The 14,762-nt window shown below is 38.8% G+C and carries 10 protein-coding genes and 2 pseudogenes; 3 read left to right on the top strand and 9 right to left on the bottom strand.

Features of this window, described 5'->3' with window-relative positions:
* Nucleotides 1–1,187, top strand: a 1,187-nt coding sequence (locus A5870_RS17115) for a peptidoglycan DD-metalloendopeptidase family protein (protein ID WP_086294042.1), incomplete at its 5' end; no start/stop codon positions are given.
* A 2-nt stretch (nt 1,188–1,189) separates the two neighbouring features.
* Nucleotides 1,190–1,879 carry a class A sortase gene (locus A5870_RS17110; RefSeq protein ID WP_002337548.1) on the top strand — a complete coding sequence of 230 codons (690 nt, stop codon included), beginning with the start codon at nt 1,190–1,192 and terminating at the stop codon, nt 1,877–1,879.
* A 1,114-nt stretch (nt 1,880–2,993) separates the two neighbouring features.
* Here the strand turns inward: A5870_RS17110 and A5870_RS17105 are convergent.
* From A5870_RS17105 to A5870_RS17085, 5 genes are all read right to left on the bottom strand, one after another.
* Nucleotides 2,994–3,272, bottom strand: a complete 279-nt coding sequence (locus A5870_RS17105) for an adenylate kinase family protein (RefSeq protein ID WP_086294041.1) — start codon at nt 3,270–3,272, stop codon at nt 2,994–2,996.
* A 123-nt stretch (nt 3,273–3,395) separates the two neighbouring features.
* Nucleotides 3,396–5,498 carry a copper-translocating P-type ATPase TcrB gene (gene tcrB, locus A5870_RS17100; RefSeq protein ID WP_086294040.1) on the bottom strand — a complete coding sequence of 701 codons (2,103 nt, stop codon included), beginning with the start codon at nt 5,496–5,498 and terminating at the stop codon, nt 3,396–3,398.
* A 138-nt stretch (nt 5,499–5,636) separates the two neighbouring features.
* On the bottom strand, nt 5,637–5,843 hold the full coding sequence (gene tcrZ, locus A5870_RS17095) for a copper chaperone TcrZ (protein WP_005237621.1): 207 nt from the start codon (nt 5,841–5,843) through the stop codon (nt 5,637–5,639).
* A gap of 82 nt (nt 5,844–5,925) precedes the next feature.
* The gene (locus A5870_RS17090; RefSeq protein ID WP_086294039.1) at nt 5,926–8,382 is read right to left on the bottom strand and encodes a heavy metal translocating P-type ATPase; all 2,457 of its coding nucleotides are present in this window, start codon (nt 8,380–8,382) and stop codon (nt 5,926–5,928) included.
* 3 nt (nt 8,383–8,385) lie between these two features.
* A complete protein-coding gene (locus A5870_RS17085) occupies nt 8,386–8,859 on the bottom strand; it encodes a CopY/TcrY family copper transport repressor (protein ID WP_029486057.1) in 474 nt (157 codons plus the stop codon).
* Between the two features lie 143 nt (nt 8,860–9,002).
* Here A5870_RS17085 and A5870_RS17750 point away from each other — a divergent pair.
* A pseudogene (locus A5870_RS17750) lies at nt 9,003–9,203 on the top strand (hypothetical protein); the annotation flags it as partial.
* 16 nt (nt 9,204–9,219) lie between these two features.
* On the opposite strand, the gene A5870_RS17075 reads toward A5870_RS17750, so the two are convergent.
* The 4 genes and pseudogenes from A5870_RS17075 to ltrA form a co-directional block, all read right to left on the bottom strand.
* Nucleotides 9,220–9,789 carry a reverse transcriptase domain-containing protein gene (locus A5870_RS17075; RefSeq protein ID WP_176277857.1) on the bottom strand — a complete coding sequence of 190 codons (570 nt, stop codon included), beginning with the start codon at nt 9,787–9,789 and terminating at the stop codon, nt 9,220–9,222.
* Between the two features lie 651 nt (nt 9,790–10,440).
* The gene (locus tag A5870_RS17450) at nt 10,441–10,587 is read right to left on the bottom strand and encodes a hypothetical protein (protein ID WP_170924120.1); all 147 of its coding nucleotides are present in this window, start codon (nt 10,585–10,587) and stop codon (nt 10,441–10,443) included.
* Nucleotides 10,571–11,860: pseudogene (locus tag A5870_RS17070) on the bottom strand (Y-family DNA polymerase); the annotation flags it as partial. The pseudogene A5870_RS17070 and the gene A5870_RS17450, both read right to left, overlap by 17 nt.
* 113 nt (nt 11,861–11,973) lie before the next feature.
* Nucleotides 11,974–13,836: a group II intron reverse transcriptase/maturase gene (ltrA, locus tag A5870_RS17065; protein ID WP_002337637.1), complete on the bottom strand. Its 1,863-nt coding sequence runs from the start codon at nt 13,834–13,836 to the stop codon at nt 11,974–11,976.
* Nucleotides 13,837–14,762 lie beyond the last annotated feature (926 nt).

Here is a 14,762-nt window from a genome sequence, read left to right as displayed (position 1 = left end):
CTCAGATAGAAAATGAATATCAAAAAGTGCTAAAGGAAAAAAACACATCTGAGAAAAAACTTACCGAAATTAATCAAAAAATTACTACTCTTGAGAAAAAAATACACCTTAGAAATAAACTTATCGAAGAACAAGCTCGGAATGCACAAGTAAATCAAAAAAGTGACTCTATAATATCTGTCATGGTAAACGCTGAATCATTATCAGATGCAGTCACAGCAGCCTTTGGTATGACTAAGCTTATTTCTGCTAGTAATGAGATTATGCAGGCTCAGATAGATGATAAAGAAAGTTTAGATGAATTAAAAAAAGAAGCTGAGAAAAAAGTTATAGATGCGGAAAAGGAAACTCGCTCTCTCGAAGAGAAAGAAAAAAATCTTATAGAAGCTAAATTGAATCAAAGTATAAAAATTAATGAGATATCCGCTTCTTTGGCGACAGAGCAATCCGAGAAAGAAAAATTTGAAAATCAAAAACAAGAAGCAGAAAAAAGAAGGGAAGAGGAACTTAAAGCCCTAGCAGAGGAAAAGAAAAAAGAAGCAGAAGCTGCGGCTATTTTAAAAGCTCAAGAGGAAGAATCTGCATCTATTATAAAAGATCAGAAAAACGAAGTATCACAAATAGATGGTAACGAAGACATAGGAACAGATCAAGGAAATACTGATACGCAGGAAGAAAAACAGATCACAAATGAAACTTCGGATAAAGAATCTAACTCAGTTAATCAAGATGAGTACCAAGACAACAATAATTCTTCCAATAATAATCAGGTTCAAAGCCCTAGTTCTTCTGGTTGGGGCGCACCCGTAGCCAACATTATTGTCACAAGTCCATTTGGCGGAAGATCTGATCCTACTGGATTCTCTGGATCTTTTCACGATGGTATAGATATGGGTGGAACTTCGTCAACGCCTATCATGGCATCTAGATCAGGAACTGTAGTGCAGGCATCCTTTGATGGATCCGCAGGTAATTACATTATTATTGATCACGGAGATGGCTACTACTCATATTACCTTCACCTAAGTAATTTTATTGCTACACTGGGCCAATCAGTGAGTGCTGGCCAGACCATTGGCACCATGGGGACTACAGGAAATTCAACTGGAGTTCATTTACATTTTGGAATAGCGACTAGCTCAAATTGGTCTGGATTCGTAGATCCTGCTCCATTTCTAGGAATCTAAAAATGATAAAAAGAATCAAGCGTATTTTTTTAAATTTACTTTTAATTACCATTTTTCTTATAGGCTTAGTTTTAATATTTAATTTTCAAATTCGATCTTACTTACTGAATAAACAAGTTCAACAATATGACATAGCAAATTATTCAAAGAAAGATTTGGAAGACAATCTGAAAAGGAAAGGAAACTTTGACTTTGATTCTGTTGAATCTATTTCAAATGAGTTAGTATTAAAAGCACAATTTAAAAATAGTGATTTACCTATAATAGGTGGTATCGCTATACCCGATGTAAAATTATCTTTACCCATATACAAAGGCTTAGACAATATTTCACTACTTTCTGGGGCTGGTACAATGAAATCAAATCAGCAGATGGGAGAACGAAATTATGCTTTAGCAAGCCATAGTGCTAAAGATAAAACTATATTATTTTCTCCATTAGAGTTTATTTCTCTAAAAGAAAAAATATATGTAACAGACTTAAAGAATATTTATATTTACCAAGTGTCTTTGAAAGAAAAAGTGGATCCATCAAAAGTAGAAGTCATTGATGATATTCCTAATAAAGAAATGATCACTCTTGTTACATGCGGGGATTTGGAAGCTGTAACGAGATTGATTGTACAAGGCACACTGATCGATACAGTTGAATTTAAGAATGCTAATCAATATATCCAATCTTTATTTAGCTAATATAAAAAGTCTTATCAGTCCTGACAGATTACGAGTAGTACTTTTTATCAAAGAAAGAAGGTGCTTTCTAAATTCAAATTGTTTTATGGTCATAATAAATTAAATAGGGAAACGAACGCGATTATAAGTTCGTTTCCCTATTTTTTATGAGTGTCTTTAATCTAATTGAAAAGAGCCCTTTTTGATCCAACCTCAAGAAAATTTTGAAAAAATCTTACTATGGAGCTAACTAGTAACGCACCCTATTTAATCAATTAGGAATTTGCTCATCTCCCCCTTGTCATTCTATAGTTTCTAGGGAAGATTCAGACTGTGATTTTCCTAAGGAATATCCTCGTAATGACCGCAAGTAGCAATATTAATAATTGATTCCAAAACCATAAAGCAAAATTTATTTCCTACACTACTAGCAAATAACCTAGAATCACTGACCAAAAAAATTCAGCTGATTAGTATTTTCTTCATTTCCCATAAACCTAAGTCTAGAGCCCGTGCCATTAAATAGATACATAGGAAACTAAAAAGAAACGCATGCCATAGATTAAACATTCTCGACGAGTAATCTGCTTTGAGAGAAAGAAAGTCGGTACCACTACAAGTGATTGTATGTCACTATATATATGCGGATAAACTGATTTTGTTGTATTAACAAAGGTTCGATTAAAATAAACTCCGTTAAAAATCTTTGCTAAGAATTTAGTAAAAAAAGTTGATTCTATCGTTTGAACAGTGTTTCGAATCCCTTACGTCAAGTAGAACAATGTGGGGAGAATAAGTGCAGCCGTCATTAATAACGCTAATAGTGCATAAACAGTAAGTTTTAGCAGCATTCGACTAAATTCCGCAATTCGAAGATGCCTTCGATACCCCACAGCAAAAAAGAATAGAACTGAAAAAAAGTAACCATATATGCAATATAAAAATTCGAAACAATCAACAGAAAAATTCACACAATGTACCGCTTCAGCAGAATGTTCTTTTCAATGAAAAAGTGGATCTCGTCAATAATGAATGGTAAAAGAAAAAAGCATCCAGCCAAATAACATTTAAAAAATAGCCAGCCATTATACCAGAAAACATATAATTCAAAGCTTGCAACAAAGCAATACCTGGCTTATTGCTGAAGGGTACGTGGGTAACCATCTAGAACAAAGCCATTTTCAACATCTTTTGCTTGTAAGCGACTCTTAACCAATGAGATTATCCACTCATCTGGAACTAGCTCTCCTTTATTCATATATTCTTGCACTCTGACTCCGAATGTATCTTTCTCCTTGGTTGCTTCTCGTAACATTTCACCAGTTGAAATAGCCGTCAGGTGGTACTCCTCTGCGATTCTTTTAGCTTGGGTGCCTTTCCCAGCACCAGGTAACCCTAAAAGGACCAGCCTCATAATTTTTCCTCCTTATAAACTAAAAAAGGAAGAGATGATTTTTTAAATTATTTCATCTCCTGTGAAACTATTGTATTTTTACACGATAAGGTCATTCAATTATTTCATGTGCCAAATAACTGTTTATTTTGGCTCTAATTTCAATGTCATAGCATTGATGGCAACAATTACAGTCGAAAGTGACATCAAGACGGCACCGACTGCTGGAGTTAATGTTATGCCAATTGGTGCTAGTATTCCTGCAGCTATTGGGATCGCGATAAAGTTATACCCTGCTCCCCAAACAAGATTTTCTTTCATCTTACGTGTGGTCTTCTGAGCCAACTCGATAAAGGATTCAATGTCGCCAGGGTCTGACTGTGTCAAGATGACATCGGCTGAATCCAATGCTACTTGAGTTCCGGCACCAACAGCTATACCAACGTCTGCTAATGCAAGAGAAGGTGCATCGTTGACCCCGTCACCGACCATGATAACTTTCTTTCCTTCTGCTTTAAGTTTTTCAATTAATTCATATTTGTCTTGAGGAGATTGATTAGCTAGATAATCAATACCTAAAATTTCTGCAGCTCCTTGAGCCGCTTTTTCATTGTCACCCGTTGCCATAATCGGCTGAATCTTGTTCTTTTTAAGGGCTTGTATTAAGTCTTTACTTGTCGGTTTTAATTCATCCCCTAAAGCTACAGCACCGATTGCTTGGTCGTTTTCTACTAAGACACTGAGGGTTGCTCCTTTTGGAATATCCATATCCAGATTACGTCCATATGATTTTTGACTGATTAATTGATAACGATGTCCGTTAGCTTGACCTTCTACACCAGCGCCAGAAATAACATCAATCGAATCAAAACTTACTGGACGTATCCCTTGCTGTTCTGCGTAACTAATAATTGACTGAGCGATAGGGTGACTAGATCCACCTTCGATACCTGACAATAAGGCAACGATTTCATCTTTCGTATATTTATCATTAAAGAGTTCAACATCTAATACTTTAAACTCACCAGTTGTTAAAGTTCCCGTTTTATCTAAAACTATAACATCTGCTTTTGTAGTCAACTCCAAAGCGTCCCGGTCTTTCACTAATAATCCCCGACTGGCCCCTAAGCTGGTACTACGAGCAGTCACCAATGGAATAGCCAGACCCAGGGCATGCGGACAAGCAATAACTAATGTGGTGACTGTAAAAATAACTGCCGTTGGTACATCAGCTATAACCATCCATATGACAAGGGCAATAAGCGCTACAATAACCGCAATATAAAAGAGCCATCCTGCAACTTTTTGTGCAAGATTTTCTGCTCGAGAAGATTGGCCTTGAGCTTGACTGATTAATGCCTGAACCTGAGAAATGAAGGACTTATCGCCCGTCTGCTTTATTTCCACATAGAGGACTCCGCCACCATTGGTTGATCCACCGATGACCTCATCTCCGGGATTTTTTTCAATTGGTTTCGATTCCCCAGTCACAAGCGCTTCGTTTACACGTGATTCTCCGCGAATAATGATACCATCAGCTGGAACATTTTCTCCTGCTTGAACACGGATAACATCTCCAATCTGAAGTTCAGACACAGGACGAGTCTCAATCGAATCGTCTTCTAAAACAACATGAGCATCTTTCGGCACCAACTCAGCCAATGCTTTTTGCGCGTCCCCTGCTTCACCCAATGCCTTCATTTCAATCCAGTGTCCTAATAACATGATTAAAATTAACGTTGTAAACTCAAAGAAGAAGTCCATGACATGTTCTCCGGTCACATATCGAGCGGCCACTGCGTAAACACTATAGGCATAAGAAACCGTTATTCCCAAAGTAATCAAGGACATCATGCCTGGAGCTTTTGAATTAAACTCATCTTTCGCACCCATGTAGAATGGTTTTCCGCCATAAATGTATAGAATTGTTGCCAATACAGCCGCTACAACGTCTGCATAAGGAAAAATAATTTGGAAAGGCAACTGAATATCCATCATAGGAGTAATGAGTAAGATTGCAATTCCTAATGGGAGTGACTTCAAGAAAATCTCCTTAAAGCTACCGTGATGGTGGTGGGCATGCCCTCCCATTGCGCCATGATCCATTTCACTGTGATTCATCTTGCTGTGATCCATCTGACTATGGTCCATCTTGCTGTGATCCATCTGACTATGGTCCATCTTGCTGTGATCCATGTCGCCGTGATTATGATGACTATGTGACGAATGTTTTTTGTTATTACTCATTTTTAATTCCTCCTTATTATTTTAGAGAATAATTTTAAAGTTTTAGAACTTTCTCATCTAACACTGCATATAATTCTCATGAAAAGGGTTCTATACTTTATCTCTATCTACTATCTATGAATAAATGGTATTTGTACTTTATGCACTTAATACTGAATAGTTAGTTTCTGCTAAAGCAGCATTGAGCGTTTCGGTATCAATCTCTGTTTGACTTTCAAGTACTGCTTTTTTAGTCGCAAAATCAACCTCTACAGATTCAACCCCTTCAATAGCTGAAAATCTTTCTTGTACCGTGTTCGCACAACCTGCACATTTTACGCCATCTAATAAGACTTCTTTTTTCATTATTTTATTCCCCTTTTTTTTTTATCTTCTCCTATTATATAGAATAGGAAGAAGTTTAAATCCCAAATAAGCTACGTGTTTTCTAAACAACTGCTGGTTTGAATCGTCTTAAGCGTAATGCATTTAATAAAACAGAAGTAGAACTAAAAGTCATTGCCCCTGCTGCAATAACCGGGCTAAGCAATGGACCGCCAAAGGCATAAACTACACCCATCGCGAAGGGAATACCTAAAATATTGTACGCAAATGCCCAAAACAGGTTTTCCTTAATGTTTCGGATGGTAGATTTACTCAATTCCACAGCCGTAGGGACATCCATGAGGTCACTACGCATTAGGACAATATCTGCTGATTCCATCGCTACATCCGTACCAGATCCAATGGCAATTCCTACATCGGCTTGCGCAAGTGCAGGAGCATCATTAATTCCATCGCCTACCATACCTACTTTTTTGCCTTCATCCTGCAACTTTTTCACTTCGTTAGCTTTATCTTCCGGCAAAACTTCGCTCAATACACGGTCGATTCCCACCTGTTTTGCAATTGCTTCTGCCGTTCGTTTGTTGTCACCAGTAATCATGGCTACTTCAATGCCTATCTTATGCAACTTTTCAATGGCTCGTAGGCTGCTCTCTTTTACCGTATCGGCGACCGCAATGATTCCGAGAATTTCACTACCTCTGGAAATGTACATTGGCGTTTTACCTTGACTAGCCAATTCATCGGATACCTTCGCCAACTTGCCTAGTTGGACATTTCGCTCATCCATCAGTTTTCGGTTACCCAACGAAAGGGTAGCTCCGTCGATTTTTACCTCGATTCCATGACCCGGAATCGCCTCAAAAGCTTCAGTTTTCTTCAGAGACAATCCTTTTTCTTCTGCATCCTTAACTATTGCTTCCCCTAGTGGGTGTTCAGAACCTTTCTCACCGGAAGCCGCCAACATCAAGAGTTCCTCTTGAGAGATCCCTTTTGCAGTAATAATATCTGTTACCTTAGGCTTTCCTTCTGTAATGGTTCCTGTCTTGTCAAAAACAATGGTCTTCAGTTTATGAGTTGTTTCCAATGCTGTCCCACTCTTAATCAATACGCCATGTTCGGCACCTTTCCCTGTTCCAATCATGATTGCTGTAGGGGTAGCTAACCCGAGTGCACATGGGCACGCAATCACCAGTACCGAAATGGCTATGGTCAACGCGAATACCCCTGTTTGTCCAGCAAAGTACCACGCAAGCGCAGAAAGGATTGCAATCGCAATAACGATTGGTACGAAGTAACCGGAAATAATATCTGCCATCTTAGCAATCGGAGCTTTAGATCCTTGCGCGTCTTCTACTAGTTTAATAATCTGAGATAGTGCGGTATCTTTCCCAACTTTTGTGGCTCGATAATGAATCGTACCGTTTTTGTTGATACTTGCTCCAATAATCGCGTCCCCTACCGATTTTTCTACGGGGATACTTTCACCAGTTAACATGGATTCGTCTACCGACGTCAACCCCTCTGTTACCATACCGTCCACAGGCATTTTTCCACCTGGGCGCACAACAACGATGTCACCCACTGCCACTTCATCAATCGAAATCTCTATTTCCTTTCCGTTTCGTACTACCAGTGCTGTTTTTGGAGCCAATCCCATCAGTTTCTTAATGGCTTCAGATGTCTTCCCTTTAGTCAGGGTTTCTAAATACTTCCCTAGAACAATTAGGGCTAGAATAACAGCCGCTGTTTCGTAATACAATTCGTTGGCATAAGATGCCTCTCCCAAGAAAATCATGACCGTTGCAAATACACCGTAAAGGAAAGCGGCACTTGTTCCCAAAGCGATTAATGAGTCCATGTTGGGATGTCCCTTAAACAACGCTTTGAATCCAGTCTGGTAAATTTTTTTATTGACCACGACAACCGGAAGCGTCAGCAAGAGTTGAATGATAGCAAAATTTTCCGGATTCATCATCGGATCGATAAAAGCAGGTAGGGGCGCATTTACCAAATGACCCATTGCGATATAAAGTAATGGGGCTGTAAAGATGGCCGAAATCAAAAATCTCTTCCAGAGGCTCTTGATTTCATTCTGTTTCTTTTCTTGGTCTAAGTCCACCGTGTCCGCAGTTGCTCTCTCTTCATGTGCCTCATATCCCGAATCGGATACGGCCTGAGTGATATCGGAAATATTTAACCTACTTGGATCATACTCTACCACCATTTTTTCCGTGGCTAAGTTTACCGATGACGTATTTACTCCGGTAAGTTTATGAGTAGCTTTTTCAATGGTTTGTGCACAAGAAGCACAAGTCATACCTTCAAGATTAAAAGTCTTCCTTACGGTATTAGGTATTGCAGCATATCCTGCATCTGAAACGGCTTTTTGAATGTCAGCCTCCGAAAGTGACGCCTCATCAAACTGAATGCTCATTTTTTCCGTTGCAAAATTCACATTAGCGATTTTTACGCCTGATAACTTCTGGGTCGCTTTTTCTACTGTTTGGGCGCAAGAAGCACAAGTCATGCCTTCTATGGTAAATGTTTTATTTTCCATCTTTTATTCCATTCCTCTCATCTTCATTCCATGGTGTTTCATATTGCATTCACATTGCCCTGGCGCACAGTGGCAACTAACTTCTTCTACAGCAGATTTTTTTTTCATTTCCAAAGCTTTTTCCAAGCGCCGTATATCATCGAAACTCAAGATGTGATCTTCAATTAAACCTTCAATTACATAACCTACCTCTTTATTGCAAATCCGACTAAAAACATCATTTGTGTAATCTTTTATGGTCTCATTTTCCTCAATTTTTGCGGAATAGATATACTTCTTCCCTTCTTGCTCAGTAGACAATGCACCTTTCTCTACCAATCGGCCTAATAGCGTTTTGATTGTAGCCTGTTTCCAATTCATTTTGTCTTCCAAAATAGCGATAACTTCTTTACTGGTGACTTTTTTATTTGCCCATACCACGCGCATGACTTCCCATTCAGCATCTGTTACGTGGGGCGGTAAGACTGTAGCAACCATCTTTCATCCTCCTCGTTTACACTCGTAAACAGTTTATTATAAGATCACTTTACATGTGTAAACGCAATTTGTCAACAACTTATTTCTATAAAAAAATCAAAGTTTTTGTCTCCTTAAAACGGCTGAATCAAGAGTAAACTCAAAAGAAGCGTTGGCAACTAGCTTCAAATGAGCAAAAAGCTAGATACAAAAATCTGATCTCCTCCTACCCCGCTGTTGACTGGAGTTACAAAGAAAAGAAGTATCTGCTTTGATTGTGTCAGTTAGATATAGATACCTTTGAAACATTTGAAGTGATACTAGATAAAATTAAACATAGCAATGAAAAAAGAGCGAATCTATGAAAGATTCGCTCTTTTTTTATTTTGTTACTTCAGTGCGACATAATTCTGGCATGCCAGCTGTAAGATAGTTTCGTGCAAAATCTAGCTCAGTGATCCATTTCTCAATGTGATCTTTCTGGATGATCAGCGGCATACGATGTTCTGCAGAACGGTTTGGCCGAAATCCATAGGAATGCTTGAAGAATCGCGCCTCACATATAGGTTCTAAGACTTGTTTAAACATTTGCTGAATTAGTCTATCTCGCATAGTAGGAATGCCTAGAGGACGTTTTTCTCCGTTTGGTTTTGGGATTAATATCCGTCTAACTGGTTGTGGAACGTAGTTTTCTAAAGTTTTTTGTATTTCTTCAATGAAATTATCTTGAGATTTTATCTTGAAATCTTTGATTGTTAGGTTATCTGTTCCAGCTGTTTTTGATCCAGTGTTAGATTTTATTATCCTATATGCCAAAAGAATATTTTGCTTGGAAGTAATTATTTCATACAGGTTAATTCCTTTAGTACACTGATTTAAACTTCTTTCATATAACCAGTCAAAGCTTTCTTGCATATTGTAATACTCGTTGTATCGCAATTCTGTACTCATTGATGGATTGTTACTCCTAATTGATTATTAGTCCCATCATCTTACTCGACCTGATGAGTTTCATTTGACTGTATTCACTTTTCAAAGAACAAGTTTTGGGACTATCCCTCCACGTTGATTAGACGCTTCATTGGTACTGTGTCCCTACTCTCACGAGAATTAAGGAATTTCGATTTTAATATCTTATATCCAACACTCCGATTGCAGTCATTATTAAGTGTTTCTCGCTTTCCACGTTCCGATTATTTTAGCTTTGCATCTATCCTTAGGTGCTTACTATAAGCCTGAACATTTATAAGGTCTTTGTTCCTTATCCCGAATTTCATATGGACGACTTTTACTTTTCGGTAATGTTCGTTGCATATTGCAACCCGATTATCTTTCAATAACGTCGCTATCTAGACCCGTACATTCGCAAGTTCGTCAGTTTCTATTGAAACATTCTCACCATAGATAGTTTATAGCGTCCCGGCATATCCGCAACCATATCAATATGAATTGACTTAGGTATTGTTCTGCCGACTTCACCTGGCTATCACACGATTAAACTCTGCATTGTTTAATCGCATGCAGGAGTATCAGACCAGCTGTTTCAGCCAACATGACGGCTTTCATTCCAACTGTCAAATAATCAGTTATTGCTATCTTATTTTAGATAGCATTCCTATTTCGTGCTAAAGCACTTGTAAGGAAACGTGTCACACCATCCATGGCGTAAGCCGTTGCCCACTTCAATCCGAATGGTCGATCTTTGTATTGATTATAGTCCGTAAAAGTTTTCTTAGTACGTTTTACCATGACCTTCAGCACCTTCAAGTCCAGACATACCACCTGCATGCCCTCCGACAAGGCTGCTGCGAGCGATCGCACGTCCACCTTCCATTATGCTATTTGCATGAACGATCGACTTAAACCCGTATTTTTTGCGTATCGTATCTACCACATAATCGATTTTTAAGTCTTTTACTTGCTCGTCCGGATCTTCAAAGAGATCAAGCTGCAAAGCATTAGAATAAACGAGCTTTGAACAGTTTACTGCCACATTTCGAATGTCCTGGTATTTGTAATGACGATCAAATATCTGCAATAAGTAGTTTGCTATTTGTTTGCTTCTATTGGTTGCTGGTACCTTCATTTGCTGGTGAAACCCTCGACTTCCTGATCGATCGACATAACCCATTGAAAAGCCGATCCATAAAGAAATTACCTCAGCTTTCGCTCCTGTACGGCGTAACCTAGTTGCTACTTGGTCGGCCATTTCTTTGATTACAATTTCTATTTCTTTTCGACGTGTATAGTCCCGATTTAAGACCTGACTGTTCCCTATCGACTTAGATTTTACTTTGTATTTCTGACCTAAAAACGATCGATCGATGCCCCAGCTGTGTGCATATAGTTGAGTACCTAAGACACCAAAATTTTGCTTCAGCTGATAGTAATTTGCGTGTGCCAGGTCATGCATAGTAAATATGCCCATTCGGTTCAGTCTGATTGCTGTCCGACGTCCTATCCCCCAAACGTCTGTAATGTTTTCTACAGACCAAAGCTTTTGCTGAACGTCTTCATAACGCCATTCTGCTTTCATATCTGGATTTTTTTTACTTTCGAGGTCTAGTGCGAACTTGGCCAAGGGCGGATTGTCACCTATTCCGATCGTCGTGAAAATTCCAGTTTGTCGATAAACGTCTGTTTGAATCATTCTGGCTAGCTCTCTTGCGTCCTTTGCACTGAACAGCTTTAATGAGTCTGTGACGTCGACGAAGCTCTCATCGATGCTGTATACGGAATGATTTTGTTCGTCAGCATACTTCTTGTAAATATTGTTGATCTCCATGTTCTTTCTCATATATAGTGCCATCCTCGGTGGTGCAATCACGAGGTCTTCCGGATACGGAAAAGGAAGATCTCGTGATCGACTGACATTAGAAATTCCATAGGCTTTTTTTGCGGCCGGACTCGATGCCAGAATCAACCCACTTCCTCGCTGAGAAGGATCGTCTGAAGGATAGGACATGACCACTAACTTTGTCTTTAAAGGATTTAGTCCTCTTTCTACGCATTCTACGGATGATAGCGATAGGTAATCCTTTGATGCAATCTCCAGATTTTCCCCCGCTCCACACCGTACGTGCGACTTTCACCGCATACGGCGTTCCATCAAAGTTTACTAACAGTATCATACAGTTATAGATTCAGCGACAATTCACGATTCTTAGCTTTTTTGCGAAACTGGTTGATTATCTCAAGTTGAGCACTTGTAACTCTCATGTTTTGTATGAGAAGTGATGCTCTTGTTTTATCCTCTTCATGAATAAGTGAGTGAATGTTCCGGTGGACAATGACCAGATTTTGATAATTGTCTTTCCCACCTAGATTTTTAGGGACAATACGGTGGCAGTATATGTCTGCTAGCTCTAAGACTTCTTTCGTTACTCGGCAACGGCCGACTTGGGAAGAGTACTTGGATACACGATTGTCTCTAAACTCAATGCTTTCATTAGGATTAGACATGTTCATGAGTTGGTTGATAATATCGATTGGGAAAGTAAGATACCTGTGTATCAGCACACGACCTTCGGGCGTGTATTTACAGGTTCCTATCTTGGGCAGGGAGGTGTGGCTATGTTTTATGAATCCAAAAGGAAGCATAGGAACACCATTAAGCCACCTCAACTGCTTTGACCGAGCGTAATTTTTTTTAATAAAATCACTCGGTGGAGGACCCTTTCTCTTAATATCTAGTCGATTTTTGATGATAATCATTAGGCGTTGATTTATTCTTGGGCAGTCCACACTGATGTGGGTTGCCTTTTTATAATATTGATGGATACCTACTACCATTGAGTTATAAATACTTAACTGTTTTTGAAGTTCAACTTGGGTAGGTGAATGTTGAATCACCTTAATTTGTTTTGCTAACTTATTAGATGCTGCACTCATGGCTTTGGCGCACATGTGCGTTTCAATCACAAAGCTTTTTCTTTTGCGTACCAGTTTCATTGTGAATCCGAGAAAATCAGATTTCTGTTTCTTTAGATTCACTACCTTTGATTTTTCAGCACTTATATCAAGTTTCAGTCGGTCTTTTAACCATAATTTAGTGGCTAGAAAGATTTTGTCTGCGTCACTTCGTTTTCTACAGAAGATTTTGAAGTCATCTGCGTATCTAACAATATAAATCTCTTTTAGTTTCGAAGCACGCAGTGCTCGATATTTGTTGCTCTTAATCCATTGCTTTCTTGTTTGATGATAACAATCGTAGTTTTTCCTAGTCGGGTGTGTTTCCCATTGAGAAGATATCCACCAGTCCAGTTCATTCAAAACAACATTGGCAAGAAGTGGAGAGAGAACACCGCCTTGCGGGGTTCCTTTCTTTGGATGTTCAATGCGTCCATCCCTATGAATAATAGGTGCTTTAAGCATTGCTCGGATAACACCTAGAAGCCATTTATCACGTACCCCTAATGTCCAAAACTGTTTAATAAGTTTTGAATGGTTTACGTTATCAAAGAATCCTTCTATGTCTATGTCTACTACAAAAGTTAGTTTTGAAAGTTGCGCCATTCGTACTGCTTGAGCGAATGCATGATGTGCCGACCGGTTAGGTCGGAAACCATAGTTCTTATCATGAAACTTTGCTTCCATGATCGGTTCTAAAACTTGTAGTAGACACTGTTGTATGATTCTATCCCATATTGTTGGTATACCTAGTGGTCTAGTTTTCCCATTTGGCTTAGGAATATCTACTCGTTTAACTGGTTGCGGTTTATATTCTGAAAATTTTGTTTGAACAGTTTTTATAAACTCGATATTCGGTATTGCTTTTAAATCATCAATATTCTTTTTGTCGACGCCTGGGGAAGTACTACCAGAATTTCCTTTAACATTCCGAAATGCCAATAGAATGTTATTAGGAGAAGTGACAATTTCCATAAGGTTACTGAAAATTTTGTTCTCGCTACTCTCTTTGTAAAGAGAATCAAAGCTATCAATAAGACCATAATATTCCATATGGCGAATTGAATGTGATGCTGATACGTTTTCCATAGCACCGCCTCCTTTCGGACGTCGGCGTTTATTTTGTCATACTCGATTCTATGGATTGTATCATAACTGTTAGTAAAGCAAATTGACTTGTGGCTATCCCTCCACAGCTTATTATCACTGCTTCATAGGTACTGTGCCACTACTCTCACTAGTGTAAATGAGCTTATTATTCTTCGTCTCAACCGTTTCAAAGGAAGTTAGTCCTCCACGACACTAGCTTTCAACGTTCCAATGATTTTATCCCTGCATTTACTTTTAGGCGCTCACTCTGAACCTGTAACTTTCCAATGCCTACTACATTGCACGGTTGTTCATATCTACGATTCTTACTTAACCGCAAGCTACACCCTTTGTCACAGTAATATTTGTGCGGGTAAGATACATTTCTGTACCCCAAGCTTATAGATTCGTACATTCGCGAGTTCGTCAGTGCAGCTGCACATTCTCACCATGAGTAATTTCTGGACTCCCGGCCTATAGGTTACACCATTCACCGCTGAACAGCTTTCGATTGCATAATGCAACTGCGGTAACTCTCAGCCGACTTTACCGAGCTTTTGACAATTCCTATTCTAACTTAAGGTATTGCCAATCGGAGTATCAGAGGGAGCGCTTCAGGTCGTTACACCGTCATTTCACTCCTCAAATCATTAGTTCTACACAAGAAAATCTTGTGTGCCTAACCTTTTCAGTTAGGAACGTTTCGCACCATAAAATGACTTACAGTCGATACAGAGAATATCTCGTGAGGGTTCTTTAGTATAGTCAAACCTTGGATTTACGCCAAATTGCATAGCCATGATAAATCCCCTTTTCTAAAAAAAGATACGTTTTATATACACATTAGAACATACGTTCGTTTTATTAGTCAAGGAAATTAAATGATTAAAAACAGGATCATAAATTATTTGCTAATCAATTATAGC

Source organism: Enterococcus sp. 2G9_DIV0600, from assembly GCF_002140615.1.
Classification (GTDB): Bacteria; Bacillota; Bacilli; order Lactobacillales; family Enterococcaceae; genus Enterococcus_D; species Enterococcus_D innesii.
The sequence above is the reverse complement of the archived record's forward strand: the minus strand, read 5'-3'. Positions and strand labels throughout refer to the sequence as shown.

Bases quoted from the DNA above. Each gene is read 5' to 3' on its own strand.
- A5870_RS17110 (WP_002337548.1), top strand. From the start codon at position 1,190: ATGATAAAAAGAATCAAGCGTATTTTTTTAAATTTACTTTTAATTACC.
- ltrA (WP_002337637.1), bottom strand. From the start codon at position 13,836: ATGGAAAACGTATCAGCATCACATTCAATTCGCCATATGGAATATTAT.
- A5870_RS17075 (WP_176277857.1), bottom strand. From the start codon at position 9,789: ATGAGTACAGAATTGCGATACAACGAGTATTACAATATGCAAGAAAGC.
- A5870_RS17085 (WP_029486057.1), bottom strand. From the start codon at position 8,859: ATGGTTGCTACAGTCTTACCGCCCCACGTAACAGATGCTGAATGGGAA.
- A5870_RS17105 (WP_086294041.1), bottom strand. From the start codon at position 3,272: ATGAGGCTGGTCCTTTTAGGGTTACCTGGTGCTGGGAAAGGCACCCAA.
- tcrZ (WP_005237621.1), bottom strand. From the start codon at position 5,843: ATGAAAAAAGAAGTCTTATTAGATGGCGTAAAATGTGCAGGTTGTGCG.
- A5870_RS17090 (WP_086294039.1), bottom strand. From the start codon at position 8,382: ATGGAAAATAAAACATTTACCATAGAAGGCATGACTTGTGCTTCTTGC.
- A5870_RS17450 (WP_170924120.1), bottom strand. From the start codon at position 10,587: ATGGTAAAACGTACTAAGAAAACTTTTACGGACTATAATCAATACAAA.
- tcrB (WP_086294040.1), bottom strand. From the start codon at position 5,498: ATGAGTAATAACAAAAAACATTCGTCACATAGTCATCATAATCACGGC.